This is a genomic window from Terrisporobacter othiniensis (assembly GCF_000808015.1).
Taxonomy (GTDB): Bacteria; Bacillota; Clostridia; order Peptostreptococcales; family Peptostreptococcaceae; genus Terrisporobacter; species Terrisporobacter muris.
In genome coordinates this window covers 1-21550 of sequence record NZ_JWHR01000022.1, presented here as the reverse complement: position 1 = coordinate 21550, position 21550 = coordinate 1, and the positions used below count along the sequence as shown (strand labels likewise).

The window sequence follows — 21550 nt, the reverse complement described above, 5'->3', positions numbered from 1 at the left end:
TTAAAAAATATGTAATTTATGTATGTCTACATAAAAGTCATATATTTAACTTTATTTTACATAAAAAAAAGAGCCCTTGGCTCTTTTTATATAACTTCTGAATTTGGTGCTAATATATTAACACTGTCTATTCCATCTAAGGAACGTAAACTTTCTATAATTTTATTATCCTCATCTTTTGCTATTTTTAGCTCGTATACCAACTCAAATGAATCACTCAATATATTTTTTGCTTTGATTTTACTAGTTCCTTTTGCTTCATTTACTATATCTTGTATCAATTTTATATCTGTATTTTCTCCTCTAACAACTAGTAGTAATGATTCACTGTTTTTTGGTTCTTTGCTTGTCACTAACATTAATATAGACATTATAACTGAACTTATTATTCCAGTAGTATAATTATTTGTTGCAGATGTTATTCCTATACATAATGCCCAAAATATATATCCTGCATCTCTAGTATCTTTTATATTTGTTCTGAATCTTACTATAGATAGTGCACCTAGCATCCCTACAGACAACATCAAATTAGTTTTTATAATAAGCATAAATACTGTTGATAAAAACGCCACCATAGCCAGTGTTACACTGAATTTTTTATTATATGTCAATGTTGTATTTGAAAACTTATATGTTGTACATAATATTACTGATAATATCATTGAGAAAGATAATATTACTAATATTTCTTTCAGACTTATAACTTGCAAACTATTTTCTAATACTGTTTCTAAATTTATTAATTCACCCATATTAACCTTCCTTTATTTAATAATAATATTGTTTTAATAATTGCCTTGATGTTTCATATTTACTTGGTGGTTTTCCTAATAAATCACAGTTTGATAATATATCTTGGATTTGTGCAAACAAAAATCTATCATATTTAACTTCTAGTATAGTTTTATCTTTGTCTAGTGCTTGTTTAAAATTCACATTATCACTAAACAAATCATAATCAAAATCTGTGTACCTTAAGTTATTATCTAGTGTTATTCTGGTATTAAAACACTTATGAGTATATGCACGTCTATCATATTCAACAAGTGAAACTGGTCTGTAATGATTTGTAGTCATTAAATTATAAGCATACTCAGAAATATCTGTATCATATTTTAATAACACTTCATAATTCCCATTTATAATTTCTATGGCATCTGCTTTAGTTACTTTTTCTATATAATCAATATTTGATATACTATCAAAATATAAACTTCTAACTGAATATCCATTATACCCACCATAAGCATCTGGTGTTAATAATTTATCTAAGCAACTTAATAAATATAATCTATCCTTAAGGGATACTAAATACTTAATTTCCTTTCTAGATACGGCTATTGTAGATTTAGATTCTTTTTTATTTTCCATATGGTGATTTTCTATTTGTGTCATTTTTTAACTTCCTCCTTAGTTTAGTTTTATATTTTTTTTAAAATATATTCTAAATAATAAATAAGTTAGATGATTAATAGTAGAGATTTGATGTACAGAGAAAAAGTAGAGATAATACGAAATTCGCTTCGCTCATATGGCCAAAATTGAGAAGCATATAGTCAACGATATATCCTCGTTACCACTTCATACAACTTAGTTACTTAAAAACAACTTTTTTATATCTCAATATTTGTTGGTATTACTTAGCTTCATGAGTTCTTCCCAGATTTGAGAGCAATGTAATTTCCTTATATGTAAAAAAGAGTATAAATTTGATCTTTCAATTTATACTCTTTTAAAATTTTTAAATAAATTATAAAATTATTCTTGCAAAGTTTGTCGAATTTTGTTATTATAAATATACAGTTATTTCCCCAATAACTGATTACTCCCCAAAAAAATATATTCCCTAATAAACCCCTTTTTATAATATATTTTGGAATCCTTGCTTGATCGGTAAAGCAAGGATTTTTTTATTTTAATTAATTTATCAAATTAAATTTTTATAAATTAGAACAACTTACTTCACTATTTGTTCTAGAATCTTTATATACTAAATCTTTCTCAATTTTATTTGATTTTTTATTATATTTTAAAAGTAATGCTGAATTTATAATAACAAGAACTGAACCTGCATTATGAACAAGTGCTCCAACAACTGGACCTAAAACTCCTGTCATGGCAAGAATTACAGCTATAAAGTTTAGCCCTAAAGAAAAAGCAATATTTATTTTAATGATTTTCATCATATGTTTCGATAAATTTAATAAGTGAGGTAAGTTGTCTATATCGTCTCTAACAAGTACTATATCAGCTGCATCTACAGCTATATCACTACCTATTCCCCCCATTGCGATTCCAACATAAGCTTTTTTAAGGGCTGGAGCATCATTAATTCCATCCCCAACCATACAAACCATTTTATTTTCATTTTCTTGATACTTATCTATTAATTCAAGTTTGTCCTGAGGAAAACATTCTGATTTTACTTCTTCTATATTCACTTGAGATGCAATACTTTCTGATACGTACTTATTGTCTCCTGTTAAAAGTACTGGACTTATACCCAAACTTTTTATACTTTCCACCATAGACTTTGATTCTTTTCTTAAAGTATCACTAAGTATTACATATCCACCTACTTTATTATCTATTCCAATATAAATTATTGATTTACCTTGATTCTTATGTTTTTCTCTTATAAATCTAATTTCTTCTCTTTTAAATTTTTCATCTAAAAGTAAATGTTTATTTCCTGCTATTATTTTTTTATTATTTACTTTGGCAATTACACCTCTGCCTGGAATTATTTTAAATTCCTGTGGCGGATTCACTTCCACTTTGTGATTTTCTTTAAAAGAAGATACTATGGCTCTTCCAAGAGGATGTTCTGAATATAGTTCGCATGAGGCTACCATTTCATAAAGTTCTTCATTACTTAAGTCATGCATAACACTAACAACTTCTTCCACACTTGGTTTTCCATAAGTTAATGTACCAGTTTTATCAAAGGTAATTTTGTTCACCTTTGAAAGTCGCTCTAGTGCATCTCCTTCTTTGACTAAAATACCATGTTTTGAAACATTTCCTATGGCTGCTACTATGGCTGTTGGTGTGGCAAGTACTAAAGCACAAGGACAAAATACAACTAAAATTGTAACTGCTCTTATTATTTCTCCTGTAATTAACCAAGTTAAAATAGCACTAGAAAATGCAGCAACAACTATATAAGTTGCCCATTTATCTGCCAAACCTACTATTTTTGCTTTGCTAGCATCAGCACTTTGAACAAGTTTTATCATTCTTTGTATAGAACTATCTTCTCCCACCTTTGTTGCCTTCATTTCAAAAGATCCAAATTGATTAACTGCTCCAGAACATACACTGTCTCCTTCACTTAAATCCACAGGTATAGATTCTCCACTCATTACAGAATTGTCTATGGAAGTTTTTCCTTTTGTAATCACGCCATCTACTGCTATAGTTTCTCCTGGATTAACTCTAAGTAAATCTCCCACCTTAACGTCCTTGGCATTTATGGATTTTTCTTCATTATTCACTACTAACCTTGCCAAAGTAGGTGTTAAATGAACTAATTTTTCAATTCCCTTTCTTGATTTTCTAACTGTAAATTCTTCAAGGAAAGCCCCTATTTGCATTATAAATGCCACTTCACCTGCTGCAAAGATTTCTCCAATTATTACTGAGGCAATAAGCGCCATGGATACAAGTACATCAGCTTTTATATCAAACTCTGTTACAAGACCTTCTATACCTTCTTTTATAATAGGTAGTCCACAAAATATAACAGCAATCCAAGCCAAATCCACGTTGAATAATTTTACATGGCTAAAGCTAAGTATAAGTGCAATTCCTGATATTACTAAAAATAAAATATCTCTTTTTATTTCATCTTTTAATAAATTTTTCATATTACAATTACTCCTCCCTTTTAGATATACCCCCCTAGTTATACTTAAATTATACCTAGGGGGGTATGGTTTCGCAACAAAAATAAAAAACTATTCTGATATATGTCAAAAAACATCTTATCAAAATAGTTTCTATAATAATCTTTTTAAAATAAAGTCATACTAATCCTTCTTTTATCTCATTTCATATAATTTAAAGCAAAAGAAAAAGCACTATCTTGGGGATTATAGTCTCCAAATCAGTGCTTTTTCCAGGACAAAAGCTTTCACTTAGCCCTTACCTCAAGTCATCAAACATAGTTTGCAAGCTAGTTACATTTTCAAACCTTGGGTATTGAATCATAACTATCTGCACGATAGTAGATGAGGAATCTAGTATCTTCATTATATTCGACGGATATTAAAAAATATCAAATATACTTAAACTCCCAAGGAAATCATAAACACACATATTCATGATTAGATTAAGTTAGATTGATTTGCATCAACCATTACTTATATATTAACCTATTTAAGCTTAAATATTCATTTTTTAAAATTTACTAATAGCCCAATAATTGGATGCCATCTTTAATACATTCTATCTCTAAAGGAAAATCTGGACCCTTCTCTCCATCAATATCTGTAATTAAATTATCTTTACAATCAATTTTCAATTTATCTGTTTTAAAGTATAATATTTCATCCTTATTGTACCCTTCAAGGTGTTCACCTTTTAATACGCTTATAAGTAAAGGTAACATATTTGGAAGTAAAACTTCTTTTACTATAATAACATCTAACAATCCATCATCTACCTTGGCTTTATAAGCAAGATTAATATTACCAGCAGTTTTTCCATTGAAAATTAGCATTAGATACATGTCGCCCTTATATTCCATCTCTTTTGATTCTACTTCAATACTAAATTTTCTCATATATAATGCTTCTTCAATACCTTTTAAATAATAAGATACTTTTCCTATGGAATTCTTAAAATCAGGATTAATTTTTTGGGATACATCTGTAAACATTCCTGCACTTGCCACATTTATAAAGTATTTATCATTAATTTTTCCAATATCAATTTTTTTAGGTTTTGAATTAACAATTCTTTCAATAGAATCCTTTGGATTAAATGGAAGATTGACCGCCTTTGCAAAATCGTTCGCCGTTCCGCATGGTAAAATGCCTATAGGAATATCAATATTTAACACTTTCATAGCATTTAAAATTAAATCTACCGTCCCATCTCCACCAGAAATTAATATATGATCATAATTAGTATCTATATCAAAAAAAGCATCTTCTACTGGTCTATTTTTACTAAGCCTAAAAGGCACTACAATATAGTCGTATTGTTGATATATCTTTATTATCTTATCAAGTTCATGAGAAATTCTTCTTTCTCCTGAATTTGGGTTGTAAATAAACTTAACTTTTTTCATATTTCCTCCAGTTAAAATCCTAAAACATCATTAATAAATATAACATTCATTCTATTTGCTGTTCTTTGTCTTTTTATAACTGTATATTCACAGCATATTCTGTCATCACTTTTACAGTCCATGCAATAGCCTACCTTTGCACAAGGAGTGGCTGCATTCAGCCTTTTTGCATTTGCTGGACCACTTAAAACTTTATTACGCTTAACTGCTTCGTCTATATTTTTAACTATTTTGTTTACTCCAACTACTAATATAACTTTATCTGGACCATATAACATGGCTGCTACTCTATTACCATTTCCATCAACATTAAAAATTTCTCCTTCTTCTGTAATAGCATTTACAGATGAAAAATATGTGTCTGCACAGAAAGTTTTTCTGTAAAGCGCTTTCATATCAGCTGGTGTAAGGTTTTCTTCATATCTGTCTAAAAAATTATATCTTCCACTCCTAAGCAAATCTATTACATTAGTTTCAAATAAAGTACTAGATCCTCCAACAGATACCATTTCACCTTCTTTTGCTATATCTTTAATTATATTTATAAGTTCATCATTACTTTTTGCATAATAACCTTTAATGTTATTTTTTTCTAAATTATTTATAGTTTTTTCTATCCTTTTTTCATTTACCCATTTTACATTTTCATTCATATCATACAATCTCCCTAAACTTTTTTCATTATTATTTTAACATAAATTATTACACTTATATCACACAATTTAAAAAATACTTTATTGAGTTTAATAAAGTATTTTTTCTATTAATATCTTATGAGCTATTTATACTTATCTTGCTTAAATGTAAAACCTTTTTTTGGGGTAAATGAATATTTTTTATTATATCCATACTCATTATTATAATCATCATTAATCGGTATACTATCATCATTAATTACAATTTCATCATTATTCCACTCATTATTATCAAAATTATTTTCATAGTTATTCATCAAATAATAATCAGATTTGTGATTTAAATTAAACATATTATTATTCATATCATCACCTCAAGTTTATATTGTTAAAAATATATAACTTTATTTTCTCCAATACTAAAGTAAATTATTTAATATATAATCAATATCTTCCTATTAAAATATGTTTAAATTGAAATAAGCATTTATTCTTAGATAAATGCTTATTAAAAGTCGCTATTTTACTATGCTTTCTACATATTTAGATTCTGTTAAAATAGAAGGCATTTTCGTATTTCTAAGTACATATAAACTAAATCCTGAAATATCTGTATCTTTTCTCACACCAAAATTTTTACAGTTATGATCTTTATGAAGCTTCAACAACTCCTCATGCACATTTTTAGCTAGTTCTTTTGATTTACTTGATGAGTTATAATGTATTATAGTCACAAGACCTTTAACCTTACTTTGACACTTTCCTCCCACAGCATTATAGTGTTTACTTATATATGCATCTGCATCTGCTAAATTAGCTCTTCTTACCCTTGTTTGCAACGGTATATCACTATCTCCTGATGCAACTTATAATACATCAAATCCTCATCTTTTTAAAGATATTTCTAAATACTTACATACAGCCTCATTAAACTCATTCTCTTTAATAACTTCACATTTTTTCTTACTAACTTTCCATCCATATATAGATCTTTTGGAAGTGGAGGAGTTCTTTTGCCTGTAGTCTCCATTACATGACCAGCATCAAGGGCAATAAGATATTTTCTACCCATTAACAACACCTCCTATTAGTAATATATAAAATATTACTTATTTTGACACTTTTATCCATATTTTACGAAAAAATTCCTTACCATAATATAAGTAAGGAATTTAAAATCTATTTATTTTTCTATATAGTATATATTTTCATCTGGTACTTTTCCACCTAAAACTTTAGGATTAAATGAGAACAAACTATTATAATAATTTGTATAATCATCTTTGCAGTTATCTATAGCTATAAACTTTAAGTTAGTTCTATCTATAGCTTTTACTAATAAAGGCGCCTTCACATTTACACCAAATTTAACAGCAAATTCTCCTGCTTCTTTTGGATTTTCATTTGTATATTTTATATTTTCATCTAAAGTTTTAATAAAACTTTTTACAAATTCAGAATTTTCTTTTGCAAAAGACGATTTAACAATTAAAGTTGACTGCGGATATCCATTTTCATTTTTGAATACATCTTTCCAAGTATCATTTACACCACATATCACTTTTAAGTCAGGATTTTTTGTAAGTAATCCACTAAGAGCTGGCTCTGGTACTATACCTGTAGTTATCTTTTTTGTTGCTAATAGTGATACTAAATCACTAGCTTCATTTGAATAATTAAATTTAATAGATGATGAATCAACATTTTGTTCCTTTAATAAAGCTTGCACTGTTATATCAGGAGTTAATCCCTTTCCTATATTCCCAACTTCTTTTCCTTGTAATGATGAGTCTAACCCTGTTACATCTTCATCACTACTTACTAAGTAAAAAGATCCCATACCTACAGTTCCTGCAATTTGATAATTTGAGGTTTTATTATAGGCAATTGCTGCCATATTTGATGGTACTATAGCAATATCTAAACTTTCCTTCATTACATCTGTAGATAAAGCATCAGAAGTTGCTTCAAGAGTATACTTCACCTTATAGCCTTCTTTTACCTCAGGATTTTCTTGCTCTAATTTTGCAATTGCTATGGCTGGTAATCCATCTGGAGCTCCTACATTTACTGAAATTGGTTCTGTAACCTTTTCCTCTTCTTTCTTATCACTAGAATTACATCCTACTACAAGGCTTGATGTAATTAATAATGACATAAGTACTGTAAAAATTTTTTTCATAAAATTTGCCCCCCAATAATATTTATTCAGCTGATAAATATTCATATTTCTTATATGTAATTTCACAAGAAAATACTTAAGAAATCAGAGAGATTAAGTATTAATCCCTTTCCCCTTAGACCATGTCTTTAGGGTCAGCTTATAAGTAAATGTTATCATATATGTATTTATTTATCAATTTCCATATTCATATATTGTGTATAAAAAAATTTGCTTCGATACGTATATATTTTGTTGCTACATTAAATAAAGACAATTACTTATATTATTATAAATAATTGTCTTTATTTTAATTAAAATTCTATACTTAAAAGTGGTGCATGTTGCTGAGCCCCATATACATCTGTTTCGCCTAAGTCACCTGAAGCTATAGGTCTCTTTATTGTTATTTTTATTGCATTAGCTGGCTTAAATTCTATAATATTAATAATATCTTCTTTTTTTATCTTATATAATTCACAAATTAACTCTTCATTAATTATTTTTTTATTACATACCTTTTCAAAATCTTCTATGGATTTAAACATTATATCCATAGTCAATTCATATGGCCCTGAATTTTTACTACGAATAATATTTGTAATATCAACTAACTTCGTCATTAATAATCATCTCCATTTTTTATAATTCTTCATAATCAATTGTAAATAAATCATTTCCATTATCAACTTCCATAATATGATAAATACTAAAATTATATACTTTACCTGCATGAAAGTCGCTTGGAGAGTATGGAAAAGCCAAATTTCCTGCTGTAGCTTTTCTGCCCTCATATCCAAAATGAAGCATGGATGAGCGAGCAAAGGCACATATTGTATCAGCTTTTTTTTGATCATTAGCGACTGCTTCAATCACCACTCCAATTTCATGAGAGTTTTTTGTAGTTGGTGTAGGCTCTATATTTCCCATCACAGCATTTTTGCCATATACTGAAATATTAAGATAATAATCCCACTTTTGAGATTTAAAATTATCTTCAACTCTTTCTTTTACACCATCGATTATTTCATCTATTTTTTCAATCATAATAGGATCTCTAGCCCCAGCTATAGACACAGTTCTATAGCCTATTAATTTAGCTCCCTCTAATTTTATAGTATATTTAGGAGATTCAACAAACTTACTTCCTGAAACTTTTACAATATTTTCACTATCTTGTGTGAATTCACACTTTGTTAAATCTAAATGTCCACCTGGTCCAGGTAAAATATATGGATTTGTTTTTTCATATAATGTATGTGCCGCCACAGATACTGTGGTACATTTCCTTATGGAATTTAATGGTTCTAATCTAAAGTAGTCTTCTCCTAAATATCCAAACATACAATCGGAACCACTTCCTGGGGTTGAACATATGGCTGCACACTCTAAAATTTTACCAAGATGAAGAGCAAGGCCCTTATCATAACCTGCCTTTATTGCTGGAGCAGCAAAAACAGATGGGTCATAAGTTCGACCTGCTAAAATTATATTTGCACCTTCGTTTAATGCTTCTATAAACGGTTCTACTCCCATTTGACCTACAATTCTTGTTGTTTCTTCTATATCAGCTTCACTTAATTGAGGAACTGGGCCAAGAGGCGAAATTTTATCATTGTGAAGCGCTTCTTTTACTTTATCTTTAGAAATTTCTGCATGTATTAAAGCTAATTTAAAATTATAGTTGTTTTCTTTTGCTATTTCATAAATTATTTCCTTACACCAGTTTAAGTGAATTTCTGCACCACTACCTCCTGCTGTTCCAATAATCACTGGAATTTCATTTGATAATCCACTTTTAATCATTATTTCTAAATCTCTCTTTACAGCGTCTCTATCTGTAAAAGATTCTCCTGCCCCTAGATAATAAGGTCCTGGATCTGTGGAGCCTGCATCTACTGCAATAACATGTGGTTTTCTTTTCATACCTTCTATAAAAGATTTTTCAGGAAACCCATAACCAAGTATGGCTGTAGAAGATAATATTCTAAATTCTTCTTTCATCTTATTATCATCCCCCTATTTATTTATCACTTTATTTAAAGCTAAAATTCTTTGCATTTCATTGTAAACTATCATATATCCTTCATCTACACCCATTCCAGGTTTCGCTAAAATTTGGTCAGGTCCTGTTGCCATGGCAATATGAGCGCAAATTTGAGCTGAACGATCTGTTTCATTACACGTTCCACCTTGATAAGCACCTATATTTTTTTCTTTACAGTATAAAACTGCTTCAACTATATTATTTATTCCACCTAAATCTGGAGTTTTTATTTGAATAATATGACCTGCTTTATTATCAGCAAAATATTTAATATCTTCCAGTGTATTACACCATTCATCTGCCACAATCTCCACATTTATATTTTTTTCATCTATTAATTTTCTTATTTCTTTCAAAGCTAACATTTGCTTTTCTCTATCTTCCACATCAACTGGACCTTCGATGCGAAGCTTAAATGGTTTTGCAATTTCACATAATTTTTCCATATAGCTAACTATTTTTTCGTAATTATCATTTCCAAAAGCAACTCCTAAAGTTCCGTACACATCTATATGAATAATAGGGTTGTAAGAGTTCTCATCTCTTAAATTAATTATCCTATCTCTAAGCCAAGCTACATATCTTTCTAATTTTTCACCACTTTGGCCTAATTTTTCACTTACATTGTTAATTAATCCATGAGGAAGTACCCCTGCTCCTTTTATAATCATTTTATCTACATTTTCATAACGGCTATCTCCACTTTGCGTGAATATTGGCACAATTTCACCTAATATACTAGTGTTATATTCTTTAGATATTACCTGACACATTAAACAGTTGTTAGCTTTTGCCACAGCGTCTAGTAATGCTTGTGTTACCCCGTATCTGATAGCTGTATGAAGTTTTTTATTATCAACTCTTATATTTTCTACTAAGTTACTAAGCTCTTTAAAACTTGTAATTTCTCTTCCAATTAATTTTGGTGCTACTTCTTTTTCTATGATTGGAATAAAATCCTCAGCTAAAAATAATGGATCACGACCTCCAGCTCCACTATATTGCACAGCTGCACAATCTCCAAAAGCAATTTGGTTATCTTCTAATATAATCATTACTGAAATAGACTCTCCACTTTGTCTAACCCTGCTAAACCCTTCTGTTACAGGTTCACCTATATAAGTTGCTCCATCACTAATTGCTCCACTTTTTATTGCACGTTGATCATCAAAATAAAAACCAGTACGACCTGCAGAGCAAACTACATTTTTTATTTTCATCTAAAAATTCCCCCTCATTTTACTTTTGCAGACTTATTTATTTCTAGGACGCCCAATAAGAGTACCTTTACTTATAGCATAAACATCATCAATCACCATTTGAAAAGATTTTTCTCTATTTTCATATTTAGCACGCTCTTCTATTTTATTATTATTAAATTCCAATAATTCCGGTGTAAAAGGTAATTTCCCAGGATTAAGAATTCGAATAGCTCCATTATTATCTCTAGCTGGTAACAATTTTCCTAAAGTATGAATAGATGGTGCAAAAGGAATATCTAAAATTCCACTCTTAAAAGCTCGAATAGTACCTATTGCAATATCTTTATCTCCTATTTCAAAACATTTGTCTATTATGCAGCGTGTTTCTCTTTTTATAACCTCTTTTTCAATATTAACTTCATTAGTTTTAAACTCTTGATCTTTTAACATGGATAAAATTTGTTTTGTACAAAGTAAACCTTGAGCATTTGCTTCCATTGTTGGTACTCCTAAAGCTTCATGTGGCGTTTTTACAATAACTTTAGTTGCTTTAGAAAGAGAAGCTAGTGTACTTCCTAAAGCTATTACACTAAATGCTTTTGCTTCATCTTGTGGGAAGCTTCCCATCCATTGATGTAATACAGTAGTTACTACAACATCTTCATATCCTTCTTTTATTAAGTATTCATTAGTAAGTTCTTCTAAAGCTCTAATAGCGGCAATATCTTGAATAAAATTACCACATTGACCATAGCCTACAGAAATATTTTTAACCCCTTGCTCTGCAGCCAATAAACTTTCTATAATAGCTACTGAATGAGATATACATGGAGGCACTAAAGTTCCAGTTAATGGTCCATAAGGTTCACGATTTATAGATATTCCCTCTTCTTCGTATAAACCTGTAAGTCTATCTACATACTGCCAATCCCTAATAGTTTTTTCCAAGGAAACATTTTTTGCGTAAGGTATGTTATAAGAAATTCCACCACCTTCAAAACTTGTAAATCCACTTGAGTAAGTTATTTCACTTAACAATCTTGCATCTGGAGTCCCATGTCTTACTTGTATTGGTGCGTCTAGAGCATTTATAATTCTACGACAACTTTCAACTCCATGATTAACAGCTGGAAATCCATTTAACATTGATTTATTATTTTTAATAGATTCAATAATTCCTTTTTGCGCATCTTCATAACAGTTTTGTCTAGTATAACTATCTATAGTAGTAGGTAATAAATCAGCCTGACCTACATCTTGCAAATAAGTTAATAATTTAATTTGATCATCAACAAGAGCAACTCCAGCCCTTGGCTGAATTAAAGTAGTTCCTTCTTCTTTTGCTTTTATAAGTTTAGCCGAGAAAATCTTTTTTGCTGGTAGAGATTTATGAAATTCAAATGATTCTTCTAAATTAATATCTTTGCCTGTTGGCCATAAGGAAAGAACCTCTTCTCTAATATGATTAAAGTCTTCCTTAGAAATCTTTTTATTTCTAATTTCTATCATATTTTAACTCCTTTTTCATAATTCGAATTGCAATCTTTGGATATGATTTTGATAATAGGCCCATTGCTTGTAATATATATTTTTTATCTACTAAAATTTCAGCATTTTTAGGCCTCATAGATTCTTGTCTTTTTTCATTGAAACATGCATACTCCAATATATTATTTATGCAAGGTAAGTTAATCAGCGATCCCCCAGTTAATATGATTTTTTTAACATGAGTTAAATCCTTACCTTTTTGCAAATATGCTATTCCATTAGATGTATATATTTTTTCTTTTGTTCCGCAATGTCTAATTGTTGCTATCTCAACTGCTTTTGCTGATAATGCAAAATCTAGTTTTTCAATATCTTTTTCATTGGGTAATATATCTGGATTAATTTGTAAATATTCTATTATTTCATTTGCCCTTTCCATTGTCAAGTTAGCTACTGAGGCAATATTATCAACTCCCACTTCATCAATAATTCCTCCAATGCTATATCTCATGCCAATATCACCCTCTACAGTTCTTTTTATATAAGGTTCTTCTATTCCTTTATATATAACATTAGGTTCTTTTGGAGTTCCTTCTCCAACAGAGTATACATCTGTAGTTGCTCCTCCTAAGTCAATTGCCATCAGTTCACCTATTCCATTTTCATTTTCATAACCATCTGCCAAAAGTTTTATTGCATTCATTAGTGCTGATGGAGTAGGCATTATTATTTCTGATATTAATTCACTTGTTTTTGTTATGCCCTTGGCATAAATAATTCTTTGTAAAAATACTTTTCTTATTTTATTTTGTGCTGGCTCTATATTTAACTCACCAAATGTAGGCATTACATTTTCTACAATATATGTTTCTTTATCTTTTAATATTTTTTTACATTTATTACTTACTTCGTTATTTCCCCCTATGATTATAGGAAACTCTACCTTGCAAGTTGATAACATTTTTGCATTATGTAATATGCATTTTTTATCTCCACCGTTAGTTCCTCCAGCAAGTAAAAATATCTCTGGCTTGATTTTTTCTATTTCTTCTATATCTTCTTCAGTCATTTCAAATGAATATACCTTTATAACCTTAGCACCTGCTCCTAAGCAAGCTTCTTTTGCTGCAGTAGTTGTAACACCAGGAACTAAACCACTAGCTATCATCTTTAATCCCCCAGCCGCAGAAGAACAAGCAAGGTATTCATCATATTTTAACTTACCAGTTTGTTTTTCTAAAGTTTCTATAGCTCTATGCAATCCTTCATTTATATCTGTATTTATAGTTGTAAAACTTGATGCTGTTCCTACAATAACTTCTTTTTCCAAATCAACAGCAGTTATCTTCGTATAAGTGCTACCAAAATCAATTAGTAAAATTATCTTCATTTTCTTCACCAATTTTCAAATCTTTCTTTAAGAAGTCTATCGTAATTTCAGGGTCTGTTCCTGGTGGAAATACTCTATCAAATCCCATTTGTTTAAATCGTTTTTCTACTTCATTAAAGGGTTGCTTTCCTACTACAATATTTCCTCCTACATATAACAATATATTTCTCAAACCCCATTCTTCACATCTCTCTCTAAGACCCCTGCAATCGATTTCCCCGTGACCATATAAAGAAGAAACTAAAATTGCATCTGCATTAGATTCCATAGCAGCTTCAACATACTCCTCCTGAGAAACCATCACTCCAAGATTAATCACATCAAATCCAGCCTCAACGAAGCAATGATATAGAATTTTATTACCTATAGCATGCACATCAGCTCCTATAACACCAATAACTAATGTTTTCTTCCCCATATCAAATCTCCTTTTTAAATTTTATTTAAATCCTTATAGCTTTGATCCATACTATCACCCACAAGTCCTACTAGCATATATACTTTTTTTGTTGAATCATAGTAAAACTCTGGTAATAATTTAAAGTTTTCAATTTTAGCTGTACTTTCCACATGTATTCTTGGTCCACTACAAGGATGTATATATTCTCCTATTTTCACATGCTTTTCATCATAATATTGAATTGGTATGTCTTTTTCTATCATTTTATTAACTTCTTCTTCTAGTATTTTGATATCAAGATTTGGCTTTGAGTGAAATAATATTAGAAAACCATTTAAAACATCTCCATGCTCACAATTAAAACTAATGTCTTCAGGTAAAAAATGTTCAACTAAATCTTCTGCTGAATGAGCCATTTTTCTTATATTTATGGAATGAAATACTCTTTTTGCAATATCCCCAGGTTCTGGACCAAAAACTGTAGGCCTTGTAACAATAATCTCTCCTCCCACACCAATTAATAAATCTGCATTTTTATTCATTAAAGGATAAATTAGTTCAAAGTGTTCAACTATAACTCTTCTTCCATACTCAATAGCTTTATTTATTGCATTTACTAATTCATACATTTGATAAAATGCAGATTCAAATCTTATGTCAATATGATATGTATGCGGTGAGAAGAAGCTACCTTCATCTAAATCCATAATAGGTAGAGGCCTTATATTTAATCCCTCATCATCATTAGTTAGCTCTAAACCTGGAAACATACCTCTAATCAACATACTTTTTCCTGACCCCGGCTCTCCTATTACTCCAATCAATCTATCTGTAGGAGTTAAGTATTGTTGTGCTATCTTAATGCCTATTTCATACATTCTAACTCTACCTCTAGGGGCAAAAAAAACACTATAAAAATGATTTCTAACTACATAATCTACGGGCATATCAAACCTCCTTTCATATTTGTCATTAATTATTTTTAAAACTAATAATTATCTTTTTAAGTCAATATTTTTTTAATTTAATTTGTTATATTTAAATTATATGTTCATTAAAATCTAATAGTCAACACTTTTCTTTCAACTTTTTTTATTTTTGCAAGTTTTGCTTCATTGTTTATAAATTATATGTACCTCAAAATATTATTATTACCTCAATAGAATATGTTCTAATTAATCTAATAATAAAAAAATCACCTTGCATGCAAGGTGATTTTTTTATTATTAATTATACCTTCTTAACATTTATAGCTGAAGGACCTCGATCTGCCTTAGCTATATCATATGTAACACTCTCACCCTCATGTAAATCTTTGTTATGTCCCTCTTCTTTTACATTAGAGAAATGTACAAACACGTCTTCTCCATTCTCACCACTAATAAAACCATATCCTTTTTCCACGTTAAACCATTTAACAGTTCCTGAATAATTTGCCATTTAGTAATTCTCCTTTTATAAATAATTAACCTTTTTTATATTATTACAATTAATAATTTCTTTAATACTAGATTTTTATCATATTATTACAATAACATATATTTATTCTAATAACCAAATTCTATATGGTATAATTTATATAAACTGTTATCGAAAGGAAATATTTATTAATATGAAAGATGAATCATTAAACTTTAAAAGCAATATTATACTTTTGGTTAGCTTAGTAATTATAGGATGTGTTTCCATGGCTTTTGTTGATGGAGTCCTTTCTCCAAATTACATGATAAAATCTATTTTCAAGTTAATTATTTTTTTACTACTTCCATGTATATATTATTTTAAAAGTAATTCTATAATAAGTTTAAAAAACTTATTTAAAATAAATAAAGAGCATATAATAAAATCAATTTTCCTAGGTGTAGGAGTATATATTTTAATTTTACTTACTTATTTTACACTTGGTTGTTTATTTGATTTTTCTAGTGTTACAAACTCCTTGGAAAATAATATTGGGGTAAATAGTAGAAATTTTATATTTGTTGCCTTATACATATCTTTTATAAACTCACTATTGGAAGAGATATTTTTTAGAGGCTTTGCTTTTATAACATTAAAAAATATTTCAAGCAAAAAGGTTGCCTATATCTTTAGCTCTTTTACTTTTTCTATTTATCATGTTGCTATGATGACTACTTGGTTTTATTCTATTTGGAATAATATAAAATCACAAAAAAATGATAAAAATCGGAATAATATCTGATATTTATCATTTTACTTAGACTTCTTTTTGTTTTTCTTATTCTTACCCTTATAAGCTTTATGATATCCATCTACCAAACTAGTTATTGTACTTTCATCCACATCAACTTCAAAATCTTCTCCACTACCTTCTTCACATCGTCCTCTAACGGCCGCTGCTAGTGATAACTCTTCACCTAAAGCTATTAAAAACTCTGAAAATATCTCCAATTCATCTGCATCATCAAATTGCTGATTAATAATTGCTGCATATATAGTAACTAATGTTAAATATTGATCAGCTAAACCTTTACAACTACATTTATATTTTTTCCTACCCACAACTCCTCCTTTTATTACTTATTCTCTTATAACTATATGCAACTTATTACATTTCACATAACTATTTAAAGAATATTTAAAAGTAGAGTTGCCATTCTTTAAGAAAAATCCAATGATATTTCTTAAAGAAAACTCCAAAATACCAATACTACTAAAATTTATCTTTTTTATAAATTAAAATATATCTCTTATTTTTTCTAAATCATCACCGAATTTTTGCTTCATTTCATTTGGTAATGTTACAGCACTCTTGTAGAAGTAAACATCATGTCTAACATATTCACCTGCTAACATAACCATTGGTTTGCTTTCTGTCCATATAACCTCAGCAATAGACTTACTAATAATTTGTCCAAATATAACTTCTTTAAAGTCAGAAACAAGAGTAATCCATCTTCCACCCATTTCTTTCTTTTTTTCTTGTCCCATTCCATGGAAATATAAATTTTTCAATTCTGGTATATCCATATCCTTAGGAGCTCCAAATACAACAACTGCTATATTTTTACTTTTCTTTTGAAATTCAATTATCTCATCTAAAATATTATTCAAATCTTCATACCATATTTGAATTAGAATCTCTTTAGTACTATTTTTTATAATTTCTCTACATTTTTCAAAAATATTATCATAATTTTTTATATGCCATATGTTATCCATATTTGTTTTCAAGGGAAAAATCCTAAAACTTTCTTCTAGTTTCTCTAAGTTATTTGACATTTCCTTTTTAATTTTACTCGATATTTCGCTCATAGGTACAGCCACATATCTATTGTTACTTTCATATTGAGTAAATAATACGAATCCTTTATCTATTAATGATTGTAGTATATTATATATTTTTGATCTAGGAACATTTGCTATCTTACTAGCCTCATAACCTGTTAAGCTTCCATTTTGAGATAAAGTTAAATATACCTTTGCTTCAGCATCTGTTAGTCCTATTTTATTTAATAAATTTAATTCATTATCCATTGTAAATCCCTTCTATATAAATATTATAAAAACTTTACTTCCATGTTTTTGATATTTCGTATTTTATCATAAACATATTTAATTGTAAATCATAAGCCTATACATGAACTTAGCAGCCTATATTCACGAAAAAATGCAAAGGAAAATCCTTTGCACTTAATACTTACTATTATGATATTACCAAGGTTGCATTGCTCCACCTTCTTCTGCTGGTCTACAGTTTTTAGCAAATATATTTAAACATCCCTTAGCTTCTTTTAAAGGTGGTTGTACCCATTTATCTAGTCTATCCTTTATCACTTCATCATCAACTAATAGAGATACTTCTCCATTTGGTATATCTATAACTATTTCATCTCCATTTTCTACAACTGCTATAACTCCACCATCATAAGCTTCTGGAGAAACATGACCTACAATAGCTCCAAAGTTAAATCCGGAAAATCTTGCATCAGATATTAGTCCAACACTCTTATGTAATCCAAGTCCTATTAATGCATCTATACTTAACATTAATTCCTTCATACCAGGAGCGCCTTTACACCCTTCGTATCTAATTACAATAATATCTCCAGGAACTATCTCTCCTGCCATTATTGCATTAAATGCATCTCTATCTGTTTCATAAACTTTAGCTTTACCCTTCATGTATTTAACTTCTTCAGGTACAGCTGTTGGTCTAACTATAGCCCCTTTAGGAGATAAGTTCCCTTTTAATATTTTTAAACCTGGTTCATTGAATAAAGGCTTATCTAATGAATGAATAACTTCATTTTCACTTGGTGTAACAGCTTTTAAATATTCTCCCCATGTTTTTCCTGTCATCATTGGTGCATCTAAGAACAATTTACTCTCTAACATTTTCATAACATTTGGTACTCCACCTGCATAGTGGAAATCTACTACTGTGAATGGTCCACTTGGTATAACTGCGTTTATACATGGTATTTCATTTGCATATTTTTCAAAGTCTTCAATTGTAATACCAAGACCTAGTTCATATGACATTGCTAAAATATGAAGTACAGCATTTGTTGAACCAGCAACAGCCATATCAAACATTATAGAGTTTAAAAGGACTTCTTTTGTTATTACATCTGAAGGTTTTCTTCCTGATTTAGTTAACTCTACTGCATATTTTCCTGCAATACGAGCTTCTCTCATTCTTGTTGAATCTGATGCCGGAACTGTTGATGTACCAGGTAATACTAAGTTAAATATTTCACCAAGCATTTGCATTGTATTTGCTGTACCCATTGATGGACACGCTCCACATGTTGGACATACACAACCTTCCATATAATCTAGTTCATCTTCTCCTGCTCCAGAAAATCTTGCTGCATCTAAATCAGCTTCTACAACTGTATTTCCTTTATAATGTCCAGCTTGCATTGATCCCCCTGTCACAACAAGTGAAGGTATATCAACTCTTGCAGCTGCTAAATAACAACCTGCTATTATATTGTCACATGATGCAACCATAACTAAACCATCAAAATTATGAACTTTTGTAACAAATTCAACAGACATAGCAACTATATCTCTTCCTACTTGTTCATATTTTAATTCTTCTGCACCATTTGCAATATTACCACAAGTAGCAGGTATTCCAAATTCCACGGGAACACCACCAGCTGCCCATATACCTTGTTTTACCATTTCAGTAACTTGTCTTAAATGTGCAGTTCCTGGAGAACCCTCCATAAATGAATTTGCTACACCTATATGTGGTTTATTTTTTATATCCTCATCTGAATAACCAGCTGCTTTCATCATAACTCTTCTATGTGCAGCATCTTTTCCATTCCAATAACTTTTACTCATTTTACTCCTCCTATGCCCCCTAAAAATTTGGTCTTTCGTAAAGTTCTTCGTCTTTTATTTTATCCATTACTTCAGATTGCCAGTTTTCTTTATCTATATCTTCAACAGAAACAGATATAAATTTTTCATCCATTTCTAATTCTTTAACCATAAATTCTTTAGTGTGTTTAGCTAATTTAGCTTTTACTTCTTCACTTCTGCCTGGATACATTTTAATATTTATATGTGGCATTTTTCATTCCCCCATTTTATAGTTATTTTATTCCCAATTAGTTCCTACTTCTGCTTCTATAGCTTTTAAATATATAGCTCTTGCTGTCATCAAATCTAAAACACCTATGCCAACGTTTTCATATACAATAATTTCATCATCATTTTCACGCCCAACAACTTTTCCAAGTAATACATCACCTATATCACCTGTAAAATCATCTTTTGTTATTATTCCTTCTTCTAAAGGTATTAATATATCTCCTGATTCTGATAAAACTGCTTCCTCTGAATCAAAGTATATTTTTGATGCCCTTGGTAATATAGCAGGGTCCATTTCTTGCATATGATGTTGATATGCTCCTACACAACTTACTGTTGCACCTTTTTTAACTTTTGTTCCATCAAATACAGGTTTGCTTGAAGGTGTTACAGTGACGATTATATCTGCATTTTCTATAGCATCATCTGAAGATACAGCTTCTACTATTTTAGTATTATAACATTTAAGTTCTTCTTGCATTCTATTTACAAAAGCTTGTCTTCTATTTGGATCTAAGTCAAATACTCTAACCTCATCTAATTCTCTAACAACCATCATAGCTTCTAGTTGCGTAGCTGCTTGTCCACCAGTTCCTATTAAAGCACCTATTTTAGCATCTTTTACTGCAAATAAATCAAATGCTGCTCCTGAAGATGCCCCTGTACGTAATTGTGTAACATATGTTCCATCTAATATAGAGCTTACTATTCCTGTTTTTCCATCTATTAATAATACCTGTGCTGGAGCTGTAGGTAAATTTTCCTTAGCATTTTCAGGGAATATATTAACTACCTTTAACCCTGCTACATCTAATTCTTCCACATAAGATGGCATAAATAAAAATACACCATTATGATTTGGTGCTTGTATAGTTGTTCTTAAAGGTACCTCACTCTTCCCCTCAGAAAATATTTTAAAACATTCTTTATTAGTTTCAATAGCATCTTTCATTGTAAAAACTTTCTTTATATCTTCTCTTGATAATAATAACATCTTATACCTCCACTTTTATGATTTTTAAAACTCCTTTTAGCAGCTCCCTTTAGTAACTATTATATTTAGTCGTTATTATTTTGTCAATATAATTAGTAATTTTTTCATATTTTTATTTCTATTTAAACTTTTAGAACTTGCTTTACCTCTATTACTTTTTATTGACATGTAAGTTGTAACGTATTACGGTGTACTTATTACATACTTTTTGTGGAAATTAATTCCTACAACTATTCTTACTTGGATTGTATCTTTAGTGTTAGTTTATATGTCATTGAATTTTGCTAAAACAGCTATAAATGAAAAAATAAGCTTATTGAAAATGAAACTTTAATAAATTAATTTTATATACATATATAT

23 protein-coding genes are annotated in these 21550 nt (G+C 29.4%); 1 reads left to right on the top strand and 22 read right to left on the bottom strand.

Annotated features, from left to right (window positions below; all coding sequences use genetic code 11):
* Positions 1 to 86 precede the first annotated feature (86 nt).
* The 17 genes from QX51_RS01785 to QX51_RS01710 all read right to left on the bottom strand — a co-directional run bounded on the left by QX51_RS01785 (position 87) and on the right by QX51_RS01710 (position 16062).
* Positions 87 to 755, bottom strand: a complete 669-nt coding sequence (locus tag QX51_RS01785) for a DUF4956 domain-containing protein (protein ID WP_052232818.1) — start codon at positions 753 to 755, stop codon at positions 87 to 89.
* Positions 756 to 771: 16 nt separating this feature from the next.
* Positions 772 to 1398, bottom strand: coding sequence for a polyphosphate polymerase domain-containing protein (locus QX51_RS01780; RefSeq protein WP_242842674.1), 627 nt, complete (start codon positions 1396 to 1398; stop codon positions 772 to 774).
* Between the two features lie 545 nt (positions 1399 to 1943).
* Positions 1944 to 3872 (bottom strand): heavy metal translocating P-type ATPase, encoded by a 1929-nt coding sequence (locus tag QX51_RS01775; protein WP_039678197.1) that lies wholly within the window; start codon positions 3870 to 3872, stop codon positions 1944 to 1946.
* A gap of 542 nt (positions 3873 to 4414) precedes the next feature.
* Positions 4415 to 5299: a YegS/Rv2252/BmrU family lipid kinase gene (locus tag QX51_RS01770; protein WP_039678196.1), complete on the bottom strand. Its 885-nt coding sequence runs from the start codon at positions 5297 to 5299 to the stop codon at positions 4415 to 4417.
* A gap of 11 nt (positions 5300 to 5310) precedes the next feature.
* A complete protein-coding gene (locus tag QX51_RS01765; RefSeq protein WP_039678195.1) occupies positions 5311 to 5952 on the bottom strand; it encodes a lactate utilization protein in 642 nt (213 codons plus the stop codon).
* A gap of 125 nt (positions 5953 to 6077) precedes the next feature.
* Positions 6078 to 6299 carry a hypothetical protein gene (locus QX51_RS01760; RefSeq protein WP_039678194.1) on the bottom strand — a complete coding sequence of 74 codons (222 nt, stop codon included), beginning with the start codon at positions 6297 to 6299 and terminating at the stop codon, positions 6078 to 6080.
* A 153-nt stretch (positions 6300 to 6452) separates the two neighbouring features.
* On the bottom strand, positions 6453 to 6773 hold the full coding sequence (locus tag QX51_RS21055) for an N-acetylmuramoyl-L-alanine amidase (protein ID WP_039678193.1): 321 nt from the start codon (positions 6771 to 6773) through the stop codon (positions 6453 to 6455).
* A 65-nt stretch (positions 6774 to 6838) separates the two neighbouring features.
* Complete coding sequence (locus QX51_RS21050; RefSeq protein ID WP_242842673.1) at positions 6839 to 7006, bottom strand: hypothetical protein; 168 nt, start codon at positions 7004 to 7006, stop codon at positions 6839 to 6841.
* 111 nt (positions 7007 to 7117) lie between these two features.
* Complete coding sequence (locus QX51_RS01750; RefSeq protein WP_039678192.1) at positions 7118 to 8116, bottom strand: ABC transporter substrate-binding protein; 999 nt, start codon at positions 8114 to 8116, stop codon at positions 7118 to 7120.
* Between the two features lie 293 nt (positions 8117 to 8409).
* Positions 8410 to 8718 (bottom strand): DUF4387 domain-containing protein, encoded by a 309-nt coding sequence (locus QX51_RS01745; protein ID WP_039678191.1) that lies wholly within the window; start codon positions 8716 to 8718, stop codon positions 8410 to 8412.
* 19 nt (positions 8719 to 8737) lie between these two features.
* Positions 8738 to 10099, bottom strand: coding sequence for an acyclic terpene utilization AtuA family protein (locus tag QX51_RS01740; protein WP_039678190.1), 1362 nt, complete (start codon positions 10097 to 10099; stop codon positions 8738 to 8740).
* A 15-nt stretch (positions 10100 to 10114) separates the two neighbouring features.
* A complete protein-coding gene (locus tag QX51_RS01735; protein ID WP_039678189.1) occupies positions 10115 to 11362 on the bottom strand; it encodes a methylaspartate ammonia-lyase in 1248 nt (415 codons plus the stop codon).
* A 33-nt stretch (positions 11363 to 11395) separates the two neighbouring features.
* Entirely contained in the window at positions 11396 to 12853 is a 1458-nt protein-coding gene (locus QX51_RS01730) for a methylaspartate mutase subunit E (protein WP_302466913.1), read from the bottom strand.
* Positions 12840 to 14222: a methylaspartate mutase accessory protein GlmL gene (gene glmL / locus QX51_RS01725; RefSeq protein ID WP_039678188.1), complete on the bottom strand. Its 1383-nt coding sequence runs from the start codon at positions 14220 to 14222 to the stop codon at positions 12840 to 12842. Before glmL ends, QX51_RS01730 begins: the two co-directional genes overlap by 14 nt.
* Positions 14200 to 14640, bottom strand: a complete 441-nt coding sequence (gene glmS / locus QX51_RS01720; protein WP_039678187.1) for a methylaspartate mutase subunit S — start codon at positions 14638 to 14640, stop codon at positions 14200 to 14202. The genes glmL and glmS overlap by 23 nt, the downstream gene beginning before the upstream one ends.
* Positions 14641 to 14654: 14 nt before the next feature.
* The gene (locus QX51_RS01715; RefSeq protein WP_039678186.1) at positions 14655 to 15569 is read right to left on the bottom strand and encodes a lantibiotic ABC transporter; all 915 of its coding nucleotides are present in this window, start codon (positions 15567 to 15569) and stop codon (positions 14655 to 14657) included.
* Positions 15570 to 15852: 283 nt separating this feature from the next.
* Positions 15853 to 16062, bottom strand: coding sequence for a cold-shock protein (locus QX51_RS01710; protein ID WP_039678185.1), 210 nt, complete (start codon positions 16060 to 16062; stop codon positions 15853 to 15855).
* Between the two features lie 172 nt (positions 16063 to 16234).
* On the opposite strand from QX51_RS01710, the gene QX51_RS01705 reads away from it, so the two are divergent.
* Entirely contained in the window at positions 16235 to 16825 is a 591-nt protein-coding gene (locus QX51_RS01705; RefSeq protein ID WP_242842672.1) for a CPBP family intramembrane glutamic endopeptidase, read from the top strand.
* Positions 16826 to 16836: 11 nt separating this feature from the next.
* Here QX51_RS01705 and QX51_RS01700 read toward each other — a convergent pair whose 3' ends face one another.
* The 5 genes from QX51_RS01700 to QX51_RS01680 all read right to left on the bottom strand — a co-directional run bounded on the left by QX51_RS01700 (position 16837) and on the right by QX51_RS01680 (position 21190).
* Positions 16837 to 17145, bottom strand: coding sequence for a hypothetical protein (locus QX51_RS01700; RefSeq protein ID WP_039678184.1), 309 nt, complete (start codon positions 17143 to 17145; stop codon positions 16837 to 16839).
* A 174-nt stretch (positions 17146 to 17319) separates the two neighbouring features.
* A complete protein-coding gene (locus QX51_RS01695) occupies positions 17320 to 18120 on the bottom strand; it encodes a TrmB family transcriptional regulator (protein WP_039678183.1) in 801 nt (266 codons plus the stop codon).
* Positions 18121 to 18297: 177 nt separating this feature from the next.
* Entirely contained in the window at positions 18298 to 19944 is a 1647-nt protein-coding gene (gene ilvD / locus QX51_RS01690) for a dihydroxy-acid dehydratase (RefSeq protein ID WP_039678182.1), read from the bottom strand.
* Positions 19945 to 19963: 19 nt separating this feature from the next.
* On the bottom strand, positions 19964 to 20176 hold the full coding sequence (locus QX51_RS01685) for a tautomerase family protein (protein WP_039678181.1): 213 nt from the start codon (positions 20174 to 20176) through the stop codon (positions 19964 to 19966).
* A 27-nt stretch (positions 20177 to 20203) separates the two neighbouring features.
* Positions 20204 to 21190 (bottom strand): ornithine cyclodeaminase family protein, encoded by a 987-nt coding sequence (locus QX51_RS01680; RefSeq protein WP_039678180.1) that lies wholly within the window; start codon positions 21188 to 21190, stop codon positions 20204 to 20206.
* Between the last annotated feature and the right edge of the window lie 360 nt (positions 21191 to 21550).